The organism is Candidatus Marimicrobium litorale (assembly GCF_026262645.1).
GTDB classification, from domain to species: Bacteria; Pseudomonadota; Gammaproteobacteria; order Pseudomonadales; family Halieaceae; genus Marimicrobium; species Marimicrobium litorale.
Genome location: NZ_SHNO01000001.1, coordinates 66,025 through 90,177 on the forward strand (window position 1 = coordinate 66,025; position 24,153 = coordinate 90,177).

Consider the following 24,153-nt stretch of genomic DNA (forward strand, 5'->3'; position numbering starts at 1 on the left):
CGTATACAGGTAACTAACAATGTCTCAAACGCAAGTGAGTATGCGTGATCTGCTTCAAGCCGGTGCGCACTTCGGTCACCAGACCCGTTACTGGAATCCTAAAATGGACCAGTACATTTTTGGAGCCCGCAATAAAATCCATATCATTAATCTCGAACATACTGTCCCTGCGTTCAACAGCGCACTCGAGCTGGTCAAGCAACTGGCCTCCAACAAAAACAAAATCTTGTTTGTTGGAACCAAACGCGCTGCCGGGAAAGTGATCAAGGAGCAGGCCGAGCGAGCCAGCATGCCCTTCGTAAATCACCGCTGGCTCGGCGGCATGCTGACCAACTACAAGACTATCAGAGCCTCGATCAAGAGGCTGCGTGAGTTGGAAGGGCAGCAAGCCGACGGTACATTTGAAAGCCTGACCAAGAAAGAAGCCCTAATGCGTACCAGAGATATGGAAAAGCTGGAGCGCAGCATTGGTGGAATCAAGGAAATGGGCGGCTTGCCTGATGCCTTGTTTGTAGTCGATGTAGATCATGAGCGTATCGCGATCAGCGAGGCCAATAAACTGGGTATCCCTGTTATCGGCATCGTGGATACAAACAGTAATCCCGATGGGGTTGATTACATCATCCCCGGCAATGATGACGCGATCAGAGCAATCAAACTCTATGTCACTGCCGTTGCGGATGCCTGTGTCCAGGGCCGCTTGGAAGCCGGAGATCTGGCTGCCGTGAATGACGAGTTCGTGGAGGAGGGCGCTGCAGAGGCGCCTGCTGAAGAAGCAGAGGCGCAGGCAGAGGCCGTCGCTGAGCCCACTGAAGAAGCAGCGCCAAAGGTAGAGGTTGCTGCGGAGTCCGCGCAAGAAGCCGCGTCAGAGGCAGAGGTTGCCGCAGATCCGGCTGCAGAGCAGGAAAAACCGTCTGCCGATTAAGCCTTCACGTTTCCTGGCCACTGTGTGGCTGGGAAGACGTTTAATCCCCGGTCTAAACGCCGGGGTTTTCGATTCAGGGAAGCTGTTTCCAGCCTGTTAGTAGAGGAGAGACGCGAATGTCTGCAGTATTGGTAAAAGAATTGCGAGAGCGCACTGGCCTGGGTTTGCTGGAGTGTAAAAAAGCACTGGCCGCTGTGGGCGGTGATATTGAATTAGCGATCGAGGAGCTGCGCAAGTCCAGCGGCATGAAGGCGGCCAAGAAGGCGGGTCGGACCGCGGCAGATGGGGTGGTTGCCACCCGGATTGCTGACGATTGTAGCTACGGAGTGGTGGTCGAGGTCAATAGCGAGACAGACTTCGTCGCAAGGGATGAAAACTTCCTCGGTTTCGTTGAACAAGTTGTGGACGCTGCATTTAGTCACAAGCAAACTGATATCGAGGCGCTGATGTCTGGCGATTTGGAGTCGACTCGCGAGGCACTGGTGCAGAAGATCGGTGAAAATATTGGTGTGCGCCGCATCGAACTGCTCGATGCCGAGTCTGGTGTCGTAGGGGCTTATGTCCACAGCAACAACCGGATCGCGGTGTTGACCAAGCTCAAAGGTGGCGATCAGGATCTGGCGAGGGACGTTGCTATGCATGTTGCCGCTGCCAACCCCCAGGTTGTTTCGCCCGGCGACATGCCTGAGGAGCTTGTCGCCAAAGAGAAAGAAATCTTTGTCGCTCAGGCGCAGGATTCTGGAAAGCCGCCCGAGATCGTCGAGAAGATGGTCGGCGGTCGTGTCAAAAAGTATCTGGCGGAGAACAGCTTGCTCGAACAGGCCTTCGTTAAAGAGCCTGACGTAACAGTGGGTAAGTTGGTGGCAGGGGCTGGTGCTGAAGTCGAGGCTTTTGTCCGCTTCGAAGTCGGTGAAGGTATCGAGGTCGACAAAGTAGATTTCGCCGACGAGGTCGCCGCACAGCTGAATGGTTGATCGAGTAATGCGAGAACGCATTAACGGGGCTTCGGCCCCGTTTTTTGTGCTTTTTCGCACGGGTGGTAGCCTACTGTCTAGCCGCTCATGACGTCCTGCCCCCCGCGACCTTGTCGAGTGATACTGACGCGACTTTGACAGCGGCTGATGGCAAGGCGGCTGCAGCGTGTAAAAGAGCCTAAAGAATCCGAATTATCATCCATACCCGCTAGGGAGATGGCCTGATGTCCTGTAAGATATCGGCGAGCTTTTGGAGGGCGATGCATGCCTCAATCGGCAGGTGATAAAAAATATAAGCGGATACTGTTGAAGCTAAGCGGTGAGGCCCTGACTGGCAACGAGAGGTTTGGTATTGACCCGCGTGTCCTCGACTCGATGGCACTGGCGATTGGCCAGCTTGTGGGTATTGGCGTGCAAGTCGGGTTGGTGGTCGGCGGCGGCAACCTTTTTCGCGGAGCCGCCCTGCAGCAGGCGGGACTCGACAGGGTGACTGGCGACCATATGGGTATGTTGGCCACCGTGATGAATGCGCTGGCCATGCGCGATGCGCTGGAGCGCTCCAATATCGCTACCCAGGCGATGTCTGCGATCCCCATGACGGGCGTAGTCGATCACTATGACAGGCGTAAGGCAATTCGCGCCCTGAACAATGGTGACGTTGTGATTTTTTCCGCCGGCACGGGTAATCCGTTTTTCACCACAGATTCTGCTGCCAGTCTGCGTGCTATCGAAACCGGTGCGGACTTGGTGCTTAAAGCCACCAAGGTGGACGGTGTCTATTCCGCAGACCCGGTAAAGGTGCCAGATGCGATCAAATACGATCGCCTCACATACGATGAGGTACTTGAAAAGAAACTGGAGGTGATGGACCTGACGGCCATCTGTCTCTGTCGTGATCACAACATGCCGGTGCGCGTTTTTGAGATGGAAAAACCGGGAGCGCTGCTCAACATTGTCAGGGGTGGTGATGAAGGCACCCTGATCGATTAGTTGGGCGCGGGAGCAACACAATGATTGAAGATGTCAAACAGGAATCGAAAGAGCGCATGGGTAAAACTCTGGAAGCGCTCGGCCACAATTTTAACAAGATACGCACGGGGAGGGCTCACCCAAGTCTGCTTGACGGCATCAGAGTCGAGTACTACGGTGCCGATTCGCCGCTGAACCAGGTCGCCAATGTCTCTGTCGAGGATGCGCGAACTTTGAGTCTTTCCGTCTGGGACAGAACCATGATCCCGGATGTAGAAAAAGCCATTCTTAAGTCGGATCTCGGTCTGAACCCGGTCACGGCGGGCGAGGTGATTCGTATTCCCATGCCTGCGCTCACCGAGGAAACCCGTAAGGGGTATATTCGTCAGGCTCGCAACGAGGCAGAATCGGCCAGAGTGTCGGTGCGTAACGCACGGCGCGATGCCATGTCTATGCTCAAGGAGTTCGTCAAGGAGAAGGAGATATCTGAAGACGAGGAACGTCGTGGACAGGATGATGTTCAGAAGCTTACAGACGATTTCATCGCCAGAGTCGAAAAACTGCTGGCGGCGAAAGAAACCGACCTCATGGAAATTTGACCGCAGCTTGTGAATACCGGCCTGAATGCAGACGCTATTGGCGGCAGTACTCCTGCTGCAGTGCCCCGACACATTGCCATTATCATGGATGGAAATAATCGTTGGGCGAAGCACAAAGGCGTTTCTGGTCCGGCGGGACACCGCGCCGGTGTCGAGGCGGTTAGATGTGTGCTGCGGGCGTGCCAGGATCATGGTGTGGAAGTGCTGACACTCTTCGCTTTCAGCAGTGAAAACTGGGGTCGACCTGTGCCGGAGGTAAGGGCTTTGCTGGCGCTGCTGTCGAGGTACCTGCGCAATGAGGTCAAGGAGTTGCACCGGGATGGTATTCGTGTCCGTTTCATCGGCCAGCGCAGTCGCTTCAGCCAACGCCAGCAAAAACTGATGCGAGAGTCAGAAAGCTTGACCAGGAATAACACCAAGGCAACACTCGTGATTGCGGTCGACTATGGTGGTCAGTGGGATATCGCCCGGGCTGCACAGACGCTGGCTCTGCAGGTCAAGGAAGGGCGTTTGCGTCCAGAGGATATATCGCCGGATTTGATCGACTCCAATATATCGCTCAGTGATTTACCGCGCCCCGATCTTTGTATTCGTACCGGGGGCGATGCGCGTGTCAGTAATTTTATGCTGTGGCAGTTTGCCTACACGGAGCTGTATTTTACAGATACCCTATGGCCCGACTTTTCCGAATCAGAGTTTGGGCTCGCACTCATGGAATTCGGTCGCCGTGAGCGACGTTTCGGCCTCAGGGAGCTTGGTGGGCCGGCGGCGGGTGAGGAGTCAAGTGCTTAAGCAGCGAGTGATTACCGCCGTGATCATGGCGGCCATCTTTCTGGCGGCTATTGCGTGGTTGCCTCTGGCGGGACTGGCCCTGTTGTTTGGATTGTTGGTGGCAATGGGCGCCTGGGAATGGTCCAGCCTGGCAGGCCTGAACAACCCGGCAATACGTTTTGCCTACGTATTGCTGATTTGCTTGCTCATGGGTGGCGCATACGCACATTACCAGATTGGGGGAGAGTCACGACCAGAGCCGTTGCAATCATTATTTGGATTGGCCTGTCTTTGGTGGTCCGTCGCGCTGTTATGGGTCAAGGGTTACCCCGGCAGCGCCTTGTTCTGGCGATCCGTGCCCATGCGCATGGTACTGGGCGTTTTGCTGCTGGTGCCCGCGTGGTTGGCGTCTGTTTATTTGCTCAGTTTTCCCCGTGGTGGTTTGCTCATGATTGTTCTGGTTATGGTGGTCGCTGCGGCTGATATCGGCGCCTACTTCGCGGGCCGTCATTTTGGCAGGCACAAGCTGGCGGAACACGTCAGTCCGAAGAAGACCTGGGAGGGATTCTGGGGCGGTGTGGCCGCCTGCGCTATACTGGCAGCCGTGCTCTGGACCCTTATGCCCGGTCGGGCCGATCATATCGGGCTGGGTGCGGTGCTCTCGATTATTGTCATATCCGGGCTGGCCTCAGTCGTCGGTGATTTAACCGTGAGTATGGTTAAACGCGAGAGCGGGGTGAAAGATACCGGTAGTCTGCTGCCGGGTCACGGTGGCGTACTGGATCGGCTGGACAGCCTGAGTGCGGCTGCCCCGGTATTTGCCTTGGGCCTGTTGCTGGTGGGATGGTAGCTATGGTGACAAAGCGGGTGGTCAGCGTGATGGGTTCAACAGGCTCTATTGGCGTCAGTACGCTTGATGTTATTGGCCGCCACCGGGACCGCTACGACGTATATGCCCTCGCCGCCTATGCCTCAGTTGATACCATGGTGTTGCAATGCCTCTCCTTTTCACCGCGGTTTGCTGTAATGGTAGATGAAGCCGCGGCGACCGCGCTCCGCGAGCAACTGCCGGCAGAGCTCGGCACCGAGGTGCTGCAGGGTGAGCAGGGTCTGATGCAGGTGGCGTCTGCGGATGGCGTCGATATGGTCATGGCAGCGATTGTCGGTGCGGCGGGTCTTGCGTCCACACTGGCAGCGGCCCGGGCGGGTAAAACGTTGCTACTTGCCAACAAGGAATCTCTGGTCATGGGTGGGCACCTGTTGATGCAGGCAGTGCGACAATCAGGGGCTCGCTTGCTACCTATCGACAGTGAACACAATGCCATCTTTCAGTGCATGCCCGTCGATGTGGACGCGACGCCCCGGCACGAGGGTGTTAGCAAGGTACTGCTGACGGCCTCCGGGGGGCCTTTCCGTCGCTGGAGCACGGAGCAGATGGCCGCTGCCACGCCTGACGAGGCCTGTGCTCATCCCAACTGGTCCATGGGGCGTAAGATTTCCGTCGACTCCGCTAGCCTGATGAACAAAGGCCTTGAGTTCATTGAGGCGTGCTGGATATTCGACCTGGCGCCGCAACAAGTTGAGGTGGTAGTGCACCCGCAGAGTATTGTCCACTCCATGGTGCAGTACCTCGACGGCTCAGTGCTGGCGCAATTGGGCAATCCTGACATGCGGACGGCGATTGCCTATGGCTTGGGTTGGCCTGAGCGACTGACGTCAGGTGTGGCAGCGCTGGACCTCATTGCAATGTCGCGATTGGATTTCGAGGCCCCGGACGAAGCTCGCTTTCCCTGTTTGCGCCTCGCGCGGGAGTCGGTTGCGGCAGGCGGCACCGCTATGGCGGTTTGCAACGCCGCCAACGAGATCGCCGTCGATGCGTTTCTTAGTGAAAAAATCCGTTTCACAGATATTCCGGCCGTGATAGAACAGACGCTTGAGCGGGTAGTGTTCGTTGAACCCGATAGCGTGGCGGTGGTCGAGGCAGCTGATGCCGAGGCGCGGGCCTGTGCCGCTGGTGTGCTGGCCAATCTTCAATAACCCAGAGATAAAATGAGCCGGGCTCGATGGATATTCTGTATACAGTTGTTATAACACTTGCCACTTTAGCGCTGTTGATCGCTATCCATGAGTACGGGCATTTTTGGGTGGCACGTCGTTGTGGTGTGAAAGTCCTTAGGTTCTCCATCGGCTTTGGCACGTCTCTTTTCAGCTGGCGAGACAGACAGGGCACCGAGTACAGCATCGGGGCGATTCCCTTGGGCGGATACGTGAAGATGCTTGATGAGCGTGAGGGGGAGGTTCCTGAGAGCGAGTTGGATATGGCCTTCAACCGCAAGTCCACCCTGCAGCGGATCGCGGTAGTAGGCGCGGGTCCACTGGCGAATCTGCTATTGGCCATTGTCGCCTACTGGTGTCTCTATATGGCAGGCGAAACAGGCTATGTCCCGATCGTTGAGAAAGTGGAACCCGCCTCTATTGCAGCGGTGGCAGGACTGGAGCGCGGGCAGGAAATTGTGTCAGTGGATGGTGTTGAGACGCCCACGTGGCAGGCCCTGAGTTTTCGTTTGCTGGACCGCATCGGTGATACCGGCACTATTCGGTTTGGCGTGCGTTACCCCGATTCGGACATGGTGTACGAGTCGGAAGCCAAAATCGATCATTGGATGTCCGACCAGGAGGCCCCCGACCTCTACGGCGGATTGGGTATTACATTGTATACCCCGGAAGTGCCGCCGGTGGTGGGCGAGGTCGTATCCGGCAGCCCCGCTGAGCGAGCGGGACTTATAGCGGGTGACACGGTGGTGCTTGCCGATGGGCAGTCCATGCCTCTGTGGCAGGATCTGGTTGCCTATATCCGGCCCCGTCCAGAGCAGAGCATCACGCTGGAATATGAGCGCGGCGGTGATTTGTATCAGACCGGCCTGGTGCCCGACCGGGTGACCGATGAGACAGGACAGGATGTCGGGCGTATCGGGGTCGCCGTGGCCATGCCCGAGATGCCCCCGGAGCTGGTGAGACAATATGCCAGGGGGCCGCTGGAGTCCCTCGGCGCGGGTATTGTGAGAACCTGGGACTTATCGATATTCACACTTAAATCCATTAAGAAGATGATCATGGGCCTGATCTCGCCGAAAAACTTGAGTGGGCCTATCACCATTGCTAAAGTGGCGAGCGCGTCTGCAAAGTCTGGTTTGGAATCTTACATCAGCTTCTTGGCCCTGCTGAGCGTCAGCTTGGGTGTGTTGAATTTACTGCCCATCCCGGTGTTGGATGGTGGGCATCTGTTGTTTTATTTTGTTGAGCTATTGGCTGGACGCCCCGTACCTGAGAAAATACAGGTGGTAGGGTATCAACTGGGTCTGTTTTTAGTGCTCTCGATGATGGTTCTGGCACTGTACAATGATTTTACGCGCCTTTAATAGGCGATTCACAATAATAGGTACTGACATGGTCCGGTATGCAGGGTGGATGGGTAAATTTTGATCAGGAACCTTTCTAGATTACTCGCCCTGGTGCTGCTCTTAGCGGTGACTTCCGTCTCGGCCGAGAACTTCACTGTGGCCGATATTCGGGTCGAGGGACTGCAGCGTATTTCTGCGGGCAGCGTATTTGCTGCACTGCCTATTTCGGTTGGCGATACGGTGGACGATCGCTCTCTTCGGCAAGCGACACGCAGTCTCTTCGCCACGGGTAATTTTGACGATATTCGTATCGGTCGTGATGGCAGCGTGCTGGTAGTACTGGTGACTGAACGTCCCAGTATCAGTGAAATCAATATCGACGGTAACAAGGCGATCGAAACCGAGGCCTTGCTGGAAGGTTTAAAAGGTGCAGGTCTCGCTGTGGGCCAGGTATTCCAGCGCTCCACGCTTGAGGCCATGCAGTTGGAGTTGCAGCGACAGTACGTGTTGCAGGGTCGTTACGATGCCGCCATTGAGACTGAAGTGATTGCCGAGCCACGCAACCGGGTGGGCATCAATATTGACGTAGATGAGGGCAATGTAGCCGCTATCAAGCACATTAATGTAGTGGGCAACGAGGTTTTCTCAGACGCCGATATCAGTGATGAATTCGAGCTTCAGACGACGGGATGGCTTTCCTTCTTTACCAATGACGACAAATATTCGAGAGAAAAACTCACCGGCGACCTGGAGACCTTGACCTCGTACTACATGGACAGGGGGTATCTCCAGTTCCGTATTGACTCAACCCAGGTGTCGGTGTCTCCCAACAAGAAGGAAGTGTATATCACGGCCAATATTTCCGAGGGTGAGAAATTCACTATCAGTTCAGTGGATCTGTCCGGTGATTTGGTCCTCCCCGAAGAAGACTTACAGCGATTCGTGTTGGTCTCGGAGGGGCAGGTGTTTTCACAGCAGCTGGTCACCTCTAGTGAGGAGTATATGACCCGCCGCCTCGGGGATGAGGGTTATAATTTTGCCAAGGTGACCGGCATCCCGGAAATAAACCAGGAAGATAACACGGTCGAAATGAAATTCTTTGTTGATCCTGGCAAGCGAACGTACGTCCGCAGGATTAGCTTTGAGGGCAACCAGAAAACAGCGGACGATGTGCTGCGCCGCGAAATGCGGCAGATGGAAAGTGCCCCTGCTTCTTCCGCCGCGGTTGAGCAGGGCCGCGTGCGCCTGCAGAGATTGGGGTTTTTCTCTTCTGCGACAGTCGAGACACCGGGTGTGCCAGGCCACGATGACCTGATCGATGTTAAGTACGCCGTCGAGGAACAATCCTCCGGTAGTATCGGTGCCAGTGTCGGCTTTGCCCAGGACGCGGGTGTGATTCTCGGTCTGAATCTGCAGCAGGACAACTTCATGGGTACCGGCAAGCGCGTTGGTATCGGCATCAATTCCTCGCGCTACCAGGATCTCTATAACTTCAGTTACACCAACCCGTATTACACAGAAGACGGTGTAAGCCGCGGGTTCAATATTTACTACCGCGCGACTGATCTCGAAGAGGTCAACGTGGCTAATTACAGTACCAATACCCTGGGAGGCGCGGTTAACTTCGGTTACCCCATCAAGGAGACGGAACGCCTTGGCTTCAGTTTCGGTATATCCGATACAGAGATCACCACAGGTCGCTTCGCGGTGCAGGAAATCAAATCCAGTCCTCGACTTAATGACTCTATTGACTGGTACGACAGCACGTTGCAAAGCGATGGCACTTACAGCGCCCCCGAGGTCCTGAACCCCCTCTCGAATCTGCCGCCCGGCTACGCGGTAGATCCTCCCTCGGGCCCGGGCTTTCTCGACAGGGAAGGGGATGAGTTTCTGAACTGGACCATAACCGGTAGCTGGAGTCAGTCCACCCTGAATCGGGGTCGCCTGGCTACCCGAGGTGTCGCCCAGACGGTCGCACTCGAGGTCTCGATGCCCGCGTCTGATCTGGAGTTCTACAAGCTAACCTATAACGGCGAGATCTACCTTCCGGTGCCCTTGCTCAATACCTGGACTTTCCACCTGCGCACCGAGCTTGGGTATGGTGACGGTTATGGCGACACCACCGAGCTACCGTTTTATGAGAATTTTTTTGGCGGAGGCTTTGGCTCAGTTCGTGGATATGAAAGCAACACGCTTGGCCCGCGCAGTACGCCGGCGGATCAATACGATATCTCCCAGCCTGTTACGGCTATTGATGCAGACGGGAATCCTACCCAGATAGGCGGTCCAGATGGCGACGAACGGGGTTACGTTGCGGCAAACAATCAGTTAGTGACCAGCACTTTGGACAATGATTTTGATCCTTTCGGCGGCAATGTATTGATTGAAGGCAGTGCTGAATTGCTCTTTCCACTGCCCTTCATCAAGGACCAGAACCAGATTAGAACGGGATTCTTTTTTGATGTCGGTAACGTATTCGACACCAGCTGTGGAAGTACACAAAGAAATTGCCACGACGTGGATTTCAGCGAATTACGCTATTCCGCAGGCATTGGTGTGACGTGGTATACCGGCTTCGGACCGATGTCATTTAGTCTTGCCAAACCCCTAAACTCAGGTGAGTACGACGAGGAAGAAGTGTTCCAGTTCACACTGGGTCGTGGATTCTGAACAACGCTGTAACGTTAAATTATCAGGAGAAAAAATGTGTCTAGACTATTGAAAGTTGCGCTGGTGGCATTTGCGCTGTATTTGCCCGCGCTGACGTGGGCAGAGGCCAAGGTCGCCGTTGTCGATGTACAAGGTGCAATACTGAATACGGATTTCGCTCAGCAGCGTATTTCCGAGGTGCGTGATCAGGGCGATTATAAGAAGAACAAGGCGGAGTACGACCGTTTGAAGTCTGAGGGTGAGGCTCTGTTGAAAACCTACCAGAAAGACGCGGCCATTATGAGTGCAGAACAGAAAGCGGCGTCTCAGCAAAAGCTCACTAGCATGCAGGAAGATCTTGACCATGTAACAGGTAAGTTGCAGCAGGCTGAGCAGGTCGCCGGGCAGGCGCTGTTGCAGGAAATGGCACCCAAGGTGCAGGAAGTCTTGCGTGAAATCATAGAGGCGGACGGTATTGACGTGCTGTTGCAACGCCAGTCTGTTATTCATGCGGAGCCTGAGTATAGCATCACTGTAAAAGTGACTGACAAGCTTAATCAGCAGATGGCGCAGCCGCAGTAAATAGACAACGAAACGGGCGCATTAAACCAGGCAGCAGGCTTGTGTCAGTCTGTCCAGATTTGCCGTAAGCGCAGTGAGAGGTGGGAGTCAGGCGGGAATGGATGTTCCGGAAATGCGCAAGTACCTGCCCCACCGCTATCCCTTTGCCCTGATAGATCGCGTGGTGGAGATAACCGCGGGGGAAGCGATCGTGGCTTACAAAAACCTGACCATCAACGAACCCTTTTTCGAAGGGCACTTTCCCGGTAATCCGGTCCTTCCCGGTGTGTTGCTACTAGAGGCGATGGCCCAGGCGGCGGGCATACTGGGCTTTTATAGTCAGGATAAAACCGTAGACGATGGCTCTATCTATTATTTTGCCGGAGCCGATAAGCTCCGTTTCAAGCGTACCTGTATTCCCGGTGATCGGGTAATGCTGCGCGCTTCCGTCTTGTCACAACGTCGCGGTATCTGGAAGTTCGATGTTAGCTCTGATGTGGACGGCGAGTTGGCGGCGAGCGCTACGATCTTGTGCGCGGACCGCTAGCACGCGAGTGGTTCGGCCGTCAGCGCAATGGCATAGCAGCAGGGCGTTATCATGAACGATATGTTTGAGGTTGAGTACGATCGTCCAGGTGTAGCCGGCGTAGATGAGGTGGGTCGGGGCCCTCTTGCCGGCGAAGTGGTTGCGGCTGCAGTCATACTGGACCCGAGGTGCACTGTGGATGGGCTGCGCGACTCCAAGAAGTTGACAGCAAAGCGGCGTGAACAGCTAGCCATTGTCATTCGCGAGCGTGCCATCGCTTGGTTTATCGCCAGTGCAACCGTTGCGGAGATAGATCAGCTCAATATTTTACAGGCTTCGCTGTTGGCCATGCGCAGGGCGGTAGAGGGCTTGGCGGTCCAGCCGGAATACGTACTCGTGGATGGCAACCACCTGCCCCGATGGGAGTATCCCTCAGAGCCCGTGGTCAAAGGCGACAACCGCGTTGCCGCAATAGCCGCTGCGTCTATCCTGGCTAAGGTGCACCGCGATAATTCACTGGTAGAGCTAGCCCGACGTTACCCGGGTTACGGATTTGATTCTCACAAGGGATACCCTACCGCGCAGCATTTGCGCGCGCTGGAAACTCTGGGCGTGACTCCGGCTCACCGCCGCAGCTACGCACCGGTCAAAAAAGTCCTAGCAGGTAAGACGCTGTGCAATCTCCCAAACAAGTAACGTAGACTCTTTTGATGACTGATTTTGTTCATCTTCGTGTGCACACCGAGTATTCCCTCTCTGATGGATTGGTGCGCGTGAAGCCGTTGGTAGCGCGCGTGGCGGAGCTTGGTATGCCGGCGGTTGCCGTCACGGATGCCTGTAACTTTTACGGTCTGATCAAGTTTCGCAAGGCGGCCTTCGCAGCGGGTGTGCAACCTATTTTTGGTGCCGACCTCATGGTGTTGGATGTCCATGACCCTGACAGGGCTTATCCGCTCTGTTTGCTGGCAATGAATCACGAGGGCTACCACAACCTCACTCTGCTGATTTCACGTGCCTATACTGAGGGACAGACACTGGGAATACCCTATGTTCGCAGAGAGTGGCTGGAAGAAGCCTCCGCGGGCTTGATTGCCCTGTCGGGTGGTGTCGCAGGTGAGGTGGGTCAAGCCCTCGCGTCTGACAAGCAGACGATCGCGCGTGAGCGAGCAAGTTATTGGATGTCGCTATATCCAGGCAGGTTTTATCTCGAGTTGCACCGAAGTGGCAGGGAGGCGGAGGAGGCTTGTCTGCATGCGTCAGTGTCCCTGGCAGAAGAGCTGCAATGCCCAATAGTGGCGACTAACGACGTTCGCTTTCTTGACGCGGATGAATTCGAGGCCCACGAGGCTAGGGTGTGTATTGGCGAAGGGCGCACTCTGGATGATCCACGACGGGCCCGCCGCTACACCGCGCAGCAGTATTTGCGCTCGCCCGAAGAAATGACGGCGTTGTTTTCTGATTTGCCCGAGGCACTGGAAAACAGTGTGCAGATCGCGCGGCGCTGCAATGTTGTGCTGGAACTGGGTAAGCCTTATTTACCAGAGTATCCGGTGCCGAAGGGCCAGACCATGGATGAATTCTTCCGGCAGCGATGCCATGAGGGGTTGAGCCAGCGGCTTCTGGTCGCGAGGGAAAGGGGGCAAGCCTTTTCCCCCGAGCAGGAGCAGGACTACCGGGAGCGCCTGGATTTTGAGCTGCAAACGATTACACAGATGGGCTTTCCCGGCTACTTCCTCATCGTTATGGACTTTATCCAGTGGGCGAAGAATCACGATATTCCTGTAGGACCAGGACGGGGCTCTGGTGCGGGGTCACTGGTCGCCTATGCTCTGCAGATCACTGACCTTGACCCGCTGGAGTACGATCTGCTTTTCGAGCGATTCCTGAATCCGGAGCGAGTGTCCATGCCCGATTTCGATGTCGATTTCTGTATGGAAAAGCGCGACCGCGTTATCGAGTATGTGGCGGATAACTATGGCCGCGAGGCGGTGTCTCAAATTATTACCTTCGGCACCATGGCTGCGAAGGCGGTGGTGCGCGATGTCGCTCGGGTGCAGGGCAAGTCCTATGGATTAGCCGATAAGTTATCCAAGATGATTCCCTTCGAAGTAGGTATAACTCTGGAAAAGGCGCTGCAGCAGGAGGAGCCGCTGCGCGAATTCCTCGAGCAGGACGACGACGCTCAAGAAATCTGGGATATGGCGGAGCAACTGGAGGGCGTTGTGCGCAACGTCGGCAAGCACGCTGGCGGAGTGGTTATCGCTCCGTCCAAGCTGACTGACTTTTCGCCACTGTTCTGCGACGAAAGTGGCTCTGGTCTTGTGACACAGTTTGACAAGGGTGATGTAGAAGATGCCGGGCTGGTCAAGTTTGACTTTTTAGGCCTGCGTACGCTGACCATTATTGATTGGGCGGTCAAGATGATCGATGTCGCAAGAGAGCGGGCCGGAGAGTTGCCACTGGATATATCGCAGCTGCCGCGGGATGACCGGGAAAGTTTCGAGTTGCTGCGTTCCGGTGAGACTACGGCGGTGTTTCAGCTGGAATCACGGGGTATGAAAGAGCTGATCGAGCGGCTGCAGCCCGATTGTTTTGAAGATATCGTTGCACTGCTGGCTCTGTTCCGTCCTGGCCCTCTTCAATCGGGCATGGTGGACAACTTTGTCAATCGCAAACATGGTCGTGAGGAAATCTCCTATCCCGATGCTCAATACCAGCACGAGTCGCTGAAGCTGATATTGCAGCCCACCTACGGGATTATTCTCTATCAGGAACAGGTGATGCAGATCGCTCAGGTTTTGTCCGGGTACACGCTGGGCGGCGCCGACATGCTGCGGCGCGCAATGGGCAAGAAAGATCCGAAGGAAATGGCGCGGCACAGGGAAATTTTCGAGGATGGGGCTCGCGGCAAGGGCGTGGATGGCAAGCTGGCTATAAAGATTTTCGACCTGGTGGAGAAATTTGCCGGATACGGTTTCAATAAATCTCACTCCGCTGCCTACGCGTTGGTGTCCTACCAGACCGCGTGGTTGAAGACAAAATATCCGGCTGAGTTTATGGCAGCGGTGATGAGCTCGGAACTCGATAATACCGACAAAATCGTTGTGTTCGTGGACGAATGTAAACGCATGAAGTTGTCCCTGAAACTGCCGGATGTCAACGAGGGACAGTATATGTTCACCGTGAATACAGCAGGCGAGATTATTTATGGACTGGGTGCGATTAAGGGTCTTGGTGAGGGCCCCATTGGCAATATTCTGAAAGCGCGGGAGGAGGGAGGTGCCTTTGTCGACCTGTTTGACTTCTGCGCTCGCACGGACCCCCGCAAGGTCAACCGAAGAGCGCTTGAAGCAATGATTCGATCCGGCGCCCTCGACTCGTTAAACGTGGAGCGCTGGGTTCTGATGACCTCTCTGGACGATGCGCTCAAAGCAGCAGAGCAGAGTGCGAGCAACCGTGACAGTGGTATGGCTGACTTGTTCGGCGAAGTGGTGCCGAGCTCCGGCAACAGTGGTGAAGATGTCTACAAGGAATTCCGTGGCGCCAGAGCGTGGACCGATAAGGAGCGACTGGGCGGTGAGCGGGATACGCTAGGCCTCTATATCACTGGACATCCTATCGATGAATATCGGGAAGAGGTGCGTCGTTTCGCACCGAACCGCATCGCCAGTCTGAGCCCAGACGGGCCCGGCAGGCAGGGAACTGGGCAGACCGTGGTAGGCCTCATTATGGCTTCCCGGACGATGAACAGCCGGCGCGGCACAATGGCGGTTCTGACGTTAGACGACAGTAGCGCCCAGATTGAGGTCACGCTGTTCTCCGACGCTTACAGCGAATACCGTGAGCTCTTGATCAAGGACACTATCGTAATAGTAGAGGGCAGAATTTCGGTCGATGAGCGCACCGGTAATCTGGCGATGCGGGCTGCGAGTTTGCGCAGTTTGCTGGCTGTGCGGCAGAGTAAAGTGAGTGATTTGACGATAGAAATAAGTGCAGAGCATGCCGATCAAGAATTCGCCGATTTTCTCGAGCAGACCCTGGCCGGTGCAGGCGGCGGGAACTGTCCGGTATCGTTGATTTATCGCCAGTCGGATAATTCAGCCTGCATCAGGCTGGGTGAGCGTTGGCGGGTTATACCGAGCGACGAGCTCCTGCAAGAACTGCGAAACGTGGTAGGTAGCAAAGGGGTTGCACTACAGTATCATTAGCCGGGCTGTTCTGGTTTACTCCCACAGCCTGTATTCAAATCCTGCTTCAGATGAAGGAATCATCCTATGTTATTGAAAGACAAAGTGGTTATCGTATCGGGGATCGGTCCGGGCCTTGGCCAGGAATTATCGACACTTGCAGCGAAAGAGGGCGCCAGTGCGGTGGTGCTCGCGGCCCGCACAGAGGCAAAGCTGGATGTGGCAGAGCAGGAGATAAAGGCACTGGGTCTAGGTACCAAAGTACTTAAAATGGCGACCGATATTGCCGATAAGGAGCAGTGCACAGCGCTTGCCGATGCGGCAGCGAAAACGTTTGGGCGTATTGATGTGTTATTTAATTCAGCCTATAACCCGGGCTCTTTCGAGCCTATTGAATCTGCTGATATGGCGGGCTGGCGGGCTGCTATGGACGTAAATCTCTTTGGGACTATGTACCTGAGTCAGGCGTGTATCCCGCATATGAAGTTGTCAGGCGGCTCTATCGTCATGATCGCGACTATGGTGGAGCACAAGCCGATGGCAACACAGGGCGGTTATGGCGCGTCCAAAATGGCTTTACGCGCTGCGACGAAACATTTGGCACTTGAGCTAGGACAATATGATATCCGCGTAAACAGTGTACACATGGGGTGGATGTGGGGTCCTAACGTAGAGATGTATTTCGACTGGCAGTCCCAGTCCACCGGTCGCGATAAGACCGACTTGATTGCAGAGGTCGCAGAAAATATACCCCTGGGCGAAATACCTGACGATGGTGAGTGTGCCAAGGCGGCCCTGTTTTTCGCGTCTGACTACGCCAGAGTTGTGACGGGAGCCGCACTGGATGTAAATGGCGGCGAGTACATGCCAATTTAGACAGCATTGGGCAGTTTTTCATTGCCGCCGGGGCCAAAAAGATGTGCGGGCACAGTTAATACGACGGGAGTTTGGGATGAGCGATACTGACAAAATTGATGCGGCAGTTTTCCGCCGTTTACTGGAGCATCTGGACGAGCATAAGCATGTGCAGAATATCGATCTGATGAATCTGGCCGGGTTTTGCCGTAATTGCCTATCCAAGTGGTATATGGCCGCAGCGGAGGAGGCGGGTCAGAGTGTTGATTACGATGCAGCACGTGAACGGGTCTACGGCATGCCCTATGGGGAGTGGAAAAAAAAGCACCAGACACCTGCTACCTCGGAGCAGATGGCAACCTTTGACAAGAAGTCCGACGTTTAGAGGGGTCCATAAGGCAGGAAGCGGTTGTCGTTGACCTCTCGCAGCCACTGCAGCATTGGTTTGTCCAGTCGCGCGCCACGCTTGCGTAAAATCCTCGCCAAAGGTATCACCGGTGACTGGGCTCCCGCCTCCCAGCCAGGAAGATTTTCTGCCACGGCGAAAAATCGGAGTAGGTGAATTACCGCGGCATCAGCCAGCGGCTCCGCAACGCCTCGCCAGGCGTCGTGATCAACTTTCATCAGGGCTGCCATGCGCTGCTGTTCGTCGGTACTGAGTAGCTCATCCAGCTGGTGCAGCTTGTTTTCGCGATCATATCCGATAAGCCGATCCAGAGTGTCAGCGCTCAGTAGACTCTCGGCGTTGGTTGACGCCAAGCCCGGATCCCAGGTTCCCAGTGACATAGCTAATAATGTTCCGCATGTGTTGTAAAACCGTAGTGTACTGTAAAAAGTATCTGCTTGAGCACTGCAATACGCTTCTTTTGAGAGAACGCCGGCTGATCCCGGGCACGATATGGGCTATGCTGGTTGCCGATATTACGTGGAGCATAGCCATGTCAAAGAATCTGGTCACAGCATTTCTTCTCAATCTCTTTCTGGGAATGTTTGCTTCTCAGTGGACCTTTGCCGACGATCTGACGGGAATATTGATTGTCGAGCTATCGGGTTTGAAAGACGCGACGGGGGATGTGTATATCGCTGTTTACAATTCAGAAGACGATTGGTTGAGCGAGGACGCCGTTTTTGCCAGCGAAAAAGTTGCCATCGCCGATGCGCTGGATGGCGAGCTCGTGCGAACAGAGTTACAGCTTCCGCTGGATGATTACGCATTGACGGTGTTTTATGATGCCGATGGTGATGGCGAACTGAATACCAATTTTATTGGTATTCCCAAAGAGCCGTTTGCCATGTCGAATAATGCTGTTGCCAAGTTCGGACCTCCAAAGTATGACGAGGCGGTTTTTACGTTGGGTGCCGAACCGCTCATTCAACACATTGTTATCCAGACGCTGGAATAGCAACGGCGTTAGCCCGAAGCAATATTCGCCTCTGAACGTCGCGCCGCACGTGGTAATTTTACACAATGCCCCATAAGAATAAGGGATTTTCTGTGCACTCCTTCACAAGGGGCTGGTGCATGGGCTGTATTGTGTGTGATTAGCTGTTATCAATAACCATGCGTGCAGTATATAGGGCCAATTATGTCTAATGTGCTTGAACACAGCGAAAAGATATCCGCCTCCACCGAGGATGTGTTTCGTGCGCGTATGCTTGAGCAAGTGCGGCAGATTCGTCGCTATCGCAAGAAAATCTTGAAGGACACGGGACGATTAATGAGCCTTGACGAAGCGGCTATTGAGTGGATAGAGCGTTATGCGTCATCGTTTGACATGGATACCGTCTTGAAGGGGTCCTAAGAGCGGCCCGCTGCGGTGCTGTTTAGCCGAGAGTTAGTCTGTATTTTCAGCTATAGTATGTGCTTCGTGGGTTGACCCGTTGTTCTGAAACTGCACGCTATGCTCTTTAATTCCTTTGCTTTTTTACTACTATTTCTCCCGCTTACTCTGGGGTTGTTTTACGCTGCAAGACGCTGGTTATCCGCTCGGATTTCCATTGCCCTGTTGGTGCTTACCTCGTTCTTTTTTTACGCCTATTGGAATCCAAAGTACTTGCTGTTGCTGCTGGCATCTATTGCCATTAACTACGCCTTTGGTCGGTGGCTGGCCGTCAACAATCCCTCGCGGTTTCTGCTTGCGTCAGGTGTTACTATAAATTTGTCTCTGCTGGGCTATTTCAAGTACAGCGGCTTCCTGATCGCCAGTGTCAATGACGCCTTCGATTTGTCCTTTGGCGCAACGTCGGTAGTATTGCCGTTGGCAATTTCGTTTTTTACGTTTCAGCAGATTGCTTATCTGGTTGACTGCTATCGGCATGCCGCCCACGAACGTAACTTTATGAATTATTGCCTTTTCGTTAGTTTTTTCCCGCAATTGATCGCCGGTCCGATTGTCCACCATAAGGAGGTGATGCCGCAGATCAACCGTATGCTTTCGCGCATTGACTTCACGCCTAATTTTGCAGCGGGTCTCTCGTTGTTGATTGTGGGGTTGTTTAAGAAAGTCGTAATCGCTGATAACTTTGCGGTTTATGCGAGCCGCTTCTTCAACTCGGCAAATGAGGGCGCGCTTTATGCCGGGGATGCTTGGGTGGGCGCGCTATCCTACCATTTTCAGATTTATTTTGACTTCTCCGGCTATTCCGATATGGCAATAGGCTTGGGGCTGTTGTTCGGTATTGTATTGCCGATAAACTTCAATTCACCTTACCGATCGCTTTCGATTATCGATTTCTGGCGTCGCTGGCACATGACTTTGTCGCGGTTTCTTAGGGACTACCTTTACTTCACTTTAGGGGGCAACCGCAAAGGGCCATCACGTCGATATGTTAACTTGTTTGCGACAATGTTATTGGGAGGTCTTTGGCACGGTGCAGCCTGGACATTCGTCGTATGGGGCGCCCTACACGGCAGTTATCTAATCCTGAATCACTGGTGGCGAGCGCTCTTTGATCGAATGGGGCTAGGCGGGTTGCGCAGTCATTCGTTATACAAGGTTCTCAGTCTCCTCCTCACAACATTGGTTATCGTCATTGCCTGGGTATACTTTCGTGCTCCGGATATAACGGTCGCAAACAATACGGTGTTAGCCATGTTCGGCATGGGGGAGAGCGGGTTGTCCAAAAGCTATGGTAACTATATCGTCAATGCTGGCTTTGGAAGCCTCGTTTCCTTGCTATGGGGCGCGGCTACGTCGCCTTTAGCGCTGACCGTCGTTATGTTTACCGGGGCTTTGTTGTTCACCCTGTACTTGCCCAATAGCTGTCAGATTTTTAAGCTACTTGACTACGAAGGCGCTTGCCAATGGCGTCCGACGCTGCGATGGGCGCTTCTTGTTGGCGTGCTGCTGGCTTGTTCTCTCGTGGGAATGTTTGGTGCCAGCGAGTTTATTTACTTCCAGTTTTAGTTGCGAGGAAGTAATTTTAAGGTGCCGTTTTAGGCGGCGCTTCAATATACCGCTGATTGCGTTTCCTGAATTTCGCCACTCGGCGTTGTATATCGTCCGCCAGCGACGCGTTGGCTGTTCTGTAGCTTTCGCGATTACTGCGTTGAAGCGCCAACCAATCGTCTACATTACTTAAAGTCAGCTGTTTGCCGAAATTGTCTACTTGCTGCCCGGATACAATATTCAGGATCCGGTTTCCCGTATTGACGTGGGGATGGGCTGAGTCATAAAACCAACGGGGCGGGTCCTCATCGTTAACCGGTTCTGTACTGACCTCGCTATAGCCGTTGAAATCCCACAAAGGAAAAGGCTTGGTGTTTTGAGCAATGGCGATTTTTTCATTGATAGTGACTAGTTGGCGTTTCCAGTATTCAAAATTGGGCCACAGCCCGACGTTATCTAGATTTTCCAATAGGCGGGCATGGACGGGCAAGATAACGACGGTCATATCCAGATTATGCTCCTGAGCCATTACTAGCGTTGCTTTGAAATAGGAAAAGGATTGGTTGGGCGCTGATGGTGTTTCGTGTAGTGAAAATTTGCCACTAGCCGGTAGAAACCAGTTTTGATGTAAATATCCGTTCTCCGTGGAAGCAAAAGCCTTCTCTGTTTGACGCTCGCTGGCAAAGGAAAGATCCCACAGACCATTGGGGCGGAGTGTCGTAACAGTAATGGCCCCGGACTCTGCAGCAGATTGCTTGCGCATTGTGCTAACACTGTCTCGAGTAGCGTAGTAGCTCAGTAAGCTTGCACTTAGGTCCTCCACGGCCTGCTCTATAAATCGAACAGTGCCAAAGGCAGTACGCTTGCGAAATGCATCGGTGGTGCTGGAGGGCAGTTCGTAGTAGGTATTGAAGGTGAAAAAATCAACAAAGTAATAGACATGCTGCACCGGTCCGGACGCGATCGCTGACCGAAGCTTGAGGTAGTCGTATTCCGGAGTGCCTCCGGGGGTGGCGTAGTTATAAAAACCCCGTTCACTAAGCAGTGGATGGTTGGGGTCAATGGCTGTGCCAGCCCTTGATGAGCCAAGCACAACATTGGCCTTGTCCCCGGCGTAGAAATGATAGGGTTTGGCGACGGCTAAGTGAAAAAATATATCAGTCTTCTTTTCGTTCAGACCTGTGATAGCCGGGATAGGGAGCAGCTGGTAGGGATTTATAGTGGCGTTAAACGCAGCCAGAAGCCCGAGAAAAAATAGGGTGAAAAAAGCGGTTTTGACAATATAGCGATGGCCGTTAGTCATAGCATTGGCGTATCAACGTGTGGATCTTCTTTTTTACATTATAGCGAGAATTGACAAAAAGTACCCGGGCAGGCACGTTGATCTTATCGTGTTAATAATCTCTCATTTTTATCAGCGGGACCGATGCTGCGGGAAGAATTACGCAAAGTAATCGAAAAGCTGTTTTTTTCTGCAAATTCTATCAGTTGACCCTTGCGGGCGGGCGTGCCGACGATGCTACTCATCGGCTTGCATATTTCCGTCGCTCCAGTAGGCCTTCATGCTGTTCACTTTCCCTTGCCCATTGAACTCAAATACATCGATGATATCGATCGCAATTCCGGGCATCTTGACCTGAAACGGAAAAGCGACTGCGTTGCCAGCGCAGCGGGGTTCGCCACTGAGTTCCAATTTTGCGCCTGAGCTGAGCGCGTTATCGTAGAACTCACAGATCGCATCAATTCCGTTGTGCGTGTCGGTGCCTACAGGATCTTCCACGCAGGCGTCATCAGCATAGATGTCTCGGATAATGCTGATGTCCTGCTTGTCGAACGCTTCCACGTACTTGTGCACCATGTCGATCATTTTGCTGTGGTCCATTGTATTACCTCTATTTCTCAGTAGCCGTTGAGTGTTGCATAGCGATCCTTGTGGTAACCGGTATCTCCAAATATCTGCATGGCACTGCGTGCTCGCTTCAGAAAAAATCCGATTTCCAGATCATCGGTAACGCCGATACCACCGTGCATTTGCACGGCTTCATTGGTTACCAGTTTGACCAGCTCGTTCAGGCGTGACTTGGCGAGACTGGCCATAACTGGCAGATCCTCGGGAGACTCATCCACGCTGGATAGTGCCTGCAACAGTACCGAACGGCTCAGCTCCAATTCGGATTGCATATGGGCGGCTCGGTGTTGCAGCGACTGGAATGTACCGATGAGTACGCCGAACTGTTCACGTTCCTTTAAGTAGTTGACGGTGCGTTCAAAGGATTCCAGTGCGCACCCCATCATCTCTGCCGCCAGCGCGACTCGGCCACGGTCCAGCACTGGCTCCAATACGCTCCACCCCTCTCCGACCTCGCCGAGGATGCTGCTCGCGGTGACGGTGACGTTGTTGAGCTGGATATTGGCTGCATTCCGGCTATCGGCCATTATGGTGCGCGTTCGCGTTACGCCCGGAGCATTTCCGTCCACTAGGAATAGACTGAGTCCTTCCGTGTCGCGTGTTTCACCGTGGCTACGTGCGACTACGATGAGCCTGTCGGCATTGTGGCCATCAAGCACAAAGCTCTTATTGCCGTTAAGGACATACCCATCTTTCTGCTGACTGGCAGCGACCCCAATATGATTGGGACGATGGTGGTGGGTTTCTTCCAGCGCCAGTGCAAAGGTCAGTTCTCCTTGCGCGATGGACGGCAGCAAGGACTGTTTCTGTTCTTCGCTGCCACCCAACAAGATGGCAGAGGCGCCGACCACGCCGGAGCAGAGCAGGGGTGACGCAGTCAGTGTTCGGCCTGCCTCCTCGATGACGACGCCCAGGCCGAGAAAGCCAAATTCCAGTCCTCCATATATCTCCGGTACTATAATACTGGCCCAACCCATTTCCGCCATCTCTTGCCACAACGCAGCGTCGTAGCCGATAGCGTCGCGCTTGTCGCGCAGCTTCCGCAGCGCCTCCACTGGCGCACGACTGCCCAGAAAATCTTTGGCAGTCTCTTGCAGCAATCGTTGTTCTTCGTTCAGTACCAGTGCCATGTATAGATGCTCCTAGGGCTGTGGCAATTCAAGAATTTTCTGTGCGACCAGGTTGAGCTGTACTTCGCTGCTGCCGCCGGCGATGGTCATTGCCTTCGACATGGCCCATAAGCGCAGAGTGTCGATTTCCTGCTCAGTAAAACCGTCCCCCTCCCAGCCCAGCCCGCGACTGCCCAGAATCGCTAAAAGTAGTTCACTTTTGGTTTTTTCCGCCTCTGTGCCTACGTACTTCATTACCATAGGCGCTGCACTGCGCATGCCTGCTGCTTTTTCCTCGAAGGTGCGGAAGTGAGTCAGTGCCACCGCCTGCATGAGCATATCGTAGTCTGCGAGATCGCTACGCAAACGCGCATCGGCGATTTTACCGTCCTCGAATTCCAGATATTCTCTGGCGGCTTCATTTGGAGTAAGCACCTGGCGAGGGCTCTCGCTGCCCATTTCGGACATGAGCTTGCGTTCATGCACCAGCAGAGCCTTGGCAACTGACCAGCCCTTGTTGAGTTCGCCAACAAGGTTTTCCTTGGGTACTTCGACGTTGTCGAAAAAGGTCTGGCAAAACTCGGATTCGCCGCTGATCAACTCAATGGGTGTTGTGCTAACGCCGGGGTCATCCATATCAATCAGCAGGAAGCTGATACCCTCCTGTTTTTTCACGTCCGGATCGGTTCGCACGAGGCAGAATATCCAGTCGCATCTATCAGCGGCCGTAGTCCATATTTTGCTGCCATTGACCAGGAAGTGATCACCTTTATCTTCAGCTTTGCATTGCAGGCTGGCCAGATCTGATCCAGCGCCTGGCTCGGAGTAACCCTGGCACCAGCGGTGCTCACCGTTAACTATCGCCCTGATATGTTGCTGCTTTTGTTCTTCGCTGCCGTATTCGAGCACGGCCGGCCCAAGCATCCAGAGTCCCAAGCCAAATAGGGGCGTGCGCGCGTGAATGCGCTTCATTTCTTCTTTGAGTACGCGCCCCTGTTGCGGCGAGAGACCACCGCCGCCATAGGGGGTGGGCCATTCGGGTGCGGTCCAACCCTTGTCTCGCATGCGCTCGAACCAGGTTTGGGCATCTTCGCTGGGAAAACTTCCCTTGCGGCCACCCCAGTACTGCTGTTCTGGCGTGATGGGTTGACGCTGCGAATCTGGACAATTTGCCGTCAGCCATTCGCGGGTGTCCAGTCGAAACTGTTCAAGGTCTTCCATGTCTGCTCCTGGCAGGTGGTGTTATGGCTCTGGGAGATAAAGTCCGGAGCGCGCTATTGGGTGATGCACGTATGATACGGACGCGTTTGCGGCAGATAAAGGTACACC

General features: G+C 54.2%; 22 protein-coding genes and 1 pseudogene. 18 read left to right on the forward strand and 5 right to left on the reverse strand.

All coding sequences use genetic code 11. The features are described 5' to 3' along the window. Positions 1-19: 19 nt before the first annotated feature. From rpsB to EYC82_RS00400, 15 genes and pseudogenes are all read left to right on the forward strand, one after another. A pseudogene (rpsB, locus tag EYC82_RS00330) lies at positions 20-769 on the forward strand (30S ribosomal protein S2); the annotation flags it as partial. A gap of 272 nt (positions 770-1,041) precedes the next feature. Next, the gene (gene tsf, locus EYC82_RS00335; RefSeq protein ID WP_279247562.1) at positions 1,042-1,899 is read left to right on the forward strand and encodes a translation elongation factor Ts; all 858 of its coding nucleotides are present in this window, start codon (positions 1,042-1,044) and stop codon (positions 1,897-1,899) included. 264 nt (positions 1,900-2,163) lie between these two features. Next, positions 2,164-2,889: a UMP kinase gene (gene pyrH, locus EYC82_RS00340; protein WP_279247563.1), complete on the forward strand. Its 726-nt coding sequence runs from the start codon at positions 2,164-2,166 to the stop codon at positions 2,887-2,889. A 20-nt stretch (positions 2,890-2,909) separates the two neighbouring features. Further along, the gene (gene frr / locus EYC82_RS00345; protein WP_279247564.1) at positions 2,910-3,467 is read left to right on the forward strand and encodes a ribosome recycling factor; all 558 of its coding nucleotides are present in this window, start codon (positions 2,910-2,912) and stop codon (positions 3,465-3,467) included. Between the two features lie 9 nt (positions 3,468-3,476). Continuing rightward, the gene (uppS, locus tag EYC82_RS00350; protein ID WP_279247565.1) at positions 3,477-4,259 is read left to right on the forward strand and encodes a polyprenyl diphosphate synthase; all 783 of its coding nucleotides are present in this window, start codon (positions 3,477-3,479) and stop codon (positions 4,257-4,259) included. Further along, positions 4,252-5,088, forward strand: a complete 837-nt coding sequence (locus EYC82_RS00355) for a phosphatidate cytidylyltransferase (RefSeq protein WP_279247566.1) — start codon at positions 4,252-4,254, stop codon at positions 5,086-5,088. The genes uppS and EYC82_RS00355 overlap by 8 nt, the downstream gene beginning before the upstream one ends. Further along, positions 5,082-6,275: a 1-deoxy-D-xylulose-5-phosphate reductoisomerase gene (ispC, locus tag EYC82_RS00360; RefSeq protein WP_279247567.1), complete on the forward strand. Its 1,194-nt coding sequence runs from the start codon at positions 5,082-5,084 to the stop codon at positions 6,273-6,275. The genes EYC82_RS00355 and ispC overlap by 7 nt, the downstream gene beginning before the upstream one ends. Before the next feature lie 26 nt (positions 6,276-6,301). After that, entirely contained in the window at positions 6,302-7,657 is a 1,356-nt protein-coding gene (gene rseP / locus EYC82_RS00365; RefSeq protein WP_279247568.1) for an RIP metalloprotease RseP, read from the forward strand. A gap of 63 nt (positions 7,658-7,720) precedes the next feature. Further along, the gene (bamA, locus tag EYC82_RS00370) at positions 7,721-10,309 is read left to right on the forward strand and encodes an outer membrane protein assembly factor BamA (protein ID WP_279250627.1); all 2,589 of its coding nucleotides are present in this window, start codon (positions 7,721-7,723) and stop codon (positions 10,307-10,309) included. 36 nt (positions 10,310-10,345) lie between these two features. Beyond that, positions 10,346-10,870 carry an OmpH/Skp family outer membrane protein gene (locus EYC82_RS00375; protein WP_279247569.1) on the forward strand — a complete coding sequence of 175 codons (525 nt, stop codon included), beginning with the start codon at positions 10,346-10,348 and terminating at the stop codon, positions 10,868-10,870. Positions 10,871-10,967: 97 nt separating this feature from the next. Then, positions 10,968-11,396: a 3-hydroxyacyl-ACP dehydratase FabZ gene (gene fabZ / locus EYC82_RS00380; protein ID WP_279247570.1), complete on the forward strand. Its 429-nt coding sequence runs from the start codon at positions 10,968-10,970 to the stop codon at positions 11,394-11,396. A gap of 51 nt (positions 11,397-11,447) precedes the next feature. Further along, positions 11,448-12,071, forward strand: a complete 624-nt coding sequence (gene rnhB / locus EYC82_RS00385) for a ribonuclease HII (RefSeq protein WP_279247571.1) — start codon at positions 11,448-11,450, stop codon at positions 12,069-12,071. Positions 12,072-12,085: 14 nt separating this feature from the next. Then, positions 12,086-15,583: a DNA polymerase III subunit alpha gene (dnaE, locus tag EYC82_RS00390; protein WP_279247572.1), complete on the forward strand. Its 3,498-nt coding sequence runs from the start codon at positions 12,086-12,088 to the stop codon at positions 15,581-15,583. Positions 15,584-15,649: 66 nt separating this feature from the next. Continuing rightward, positions 15,650-16,438 carry an SDR family oxidoreductase gene (locus tag EYC82_RS00395; RefSeq protein ID WP_279247573.1) on the forward strand — a complete coding sequence of 263 codons (789 nt, stop codon included), beginning with the start codon at positions 15,650-15,652 and terminating at the stop codon, positions 16,436-16,438. 76 nt (positions 16,439-16,514) lie between these two features. Continuing rightward, positions 16,515-16,802 carry a DUF1244 domain-containing protein gene (locus EYC82_RS00400; protein ID WP_279247574.1) on the forward strand — a complete coding sequence of 96 codons (288 nt, stop codon included), beginning with the start codon at positions 16,515-16,517 and terminating at the stop codon, positions 16,800-16,802. Here EYC82_RS00400 and EYC82_RS00405 read toward each other — a convergent pair. After that, complete coding sequence (locus EYC82_RS00405) at positions 16,799-17,203, reverse strand: hypothetical protein (RefSeq protein ID WP_279247575.1); 405 nt, start codon at positions 17,201-17,203, stop codon at positions 16,799-16,801. The two genes, EYC82_RS00400 and EYC82_RS00405, sit on opposite strands and share 4 nt — an antisense overlap. Before the next feature lie 152 nt (positions 17,204-17,355). Between EYC82_RS00405 and EYC82_RS00410 the strand changes: the two genes are divergently transcribed. The 3 genes from EYC82_RS00410 to EYC82_RS00420 all read left to right on the forward strand — a co-directional run bounded on the left by EYC82_RS00410 (position 17,356) and on the right by EYC82_RS00420 (position 19,824). Next, the gene (locus EYC82_RS00410; RefSeq protein ID WP_279247576.1) at positions 17,356-17,820 is read left to right on the forward strand and encodes a DUF2141 domain-containing protein; all 465 of its coding nucleotides are present in this window, start codon (positions 17,356-17,358) and stop codon (positions 17,818-17,820) included. A 183-nt stretch (positions 17,821-18,003) separates the two neighbouring features. Further along, positions 18,004-18,219, forward strand: coding sequence for a hypothetical protein (locus EYC82_RS00415; protein ID WP_279247577.1), 216 nt, complete (start codon positions 18,004-18,006; stop codon positions 18,217-18,219). A 99-nt stretch (positions 18,220-18,318) separates the two neighbouring features. Then, positions 18,319-19,824, forward strand: coding sequence for an MBOAT family O-acyltransferase (locus tag EYC82_RS00420; protein WP_279247578.1), 1,506 nt, complete (start codon positions 18,319-18,321; stop codon positions 19,822-19,824). A 16-nt stretch (positions 19,825-19,840) separates the two neighbouring features. On the opposite strand, the gene EYC82_RS00425 is transcribed toward EYC82_RS00420, so the two are convergent. The 4 genes from EYC82_RS00425 to EYC82_RS00440 all read right to left on the reverse strand — a co-directional run bounded on the left by EYC82_RS00425 (position 19,841) and on the right by EYC82_RS00440 (position 24,045). Beyond that, entirely contained in the window at positions 19,841-21,109 is a 1,269-nt protein-coding gene (locus tag EYC82_RS00425) for a hypothetical protein (RefSeq protein ID WP_279247579.1), read from the reverse strand. A 216-nt stretch (positions 21,110-21,325) separates the two neighbouring features. Beyond that, complete coding sequence (locus EYC82_RS00430) at positions 21,326-21,688, reverse strand: nuclear transport factor 2 family protein (protein ID WP_279247580.1); 363 nt, start codon at positions 21,686-21,688, stop codon at positions 21,326-21,328. A gap of 17 nt (positions 21,689-21,705) precedes the next feature. After that, on the reverse strand, positions 21,706-22,845 hold the full coding sequence (locus EYC82_RS00435; RefSeq protein WP_279247581.1) for an acyl-CoA dehydrogenase family protein: 1,140 nt from the start codon (positions 22,843-22,845) through the stop codon (positions 21,706-21,708). 12 nt (positions 22,846-22,857) lie between these two features. Continuing rightward, positions 22,858-24,045, reverse strand: coding sequence for an acyl-CoA dehydrogenase family protein (locus EYC82_RS00440; protein WP_279247582.1), 1,188 nt, complete (start codon positions 24,043-24,045; stop codon positions 22,858-22,860). Positions 24,046-24,153: the final 108 nt, after the last annotated feature.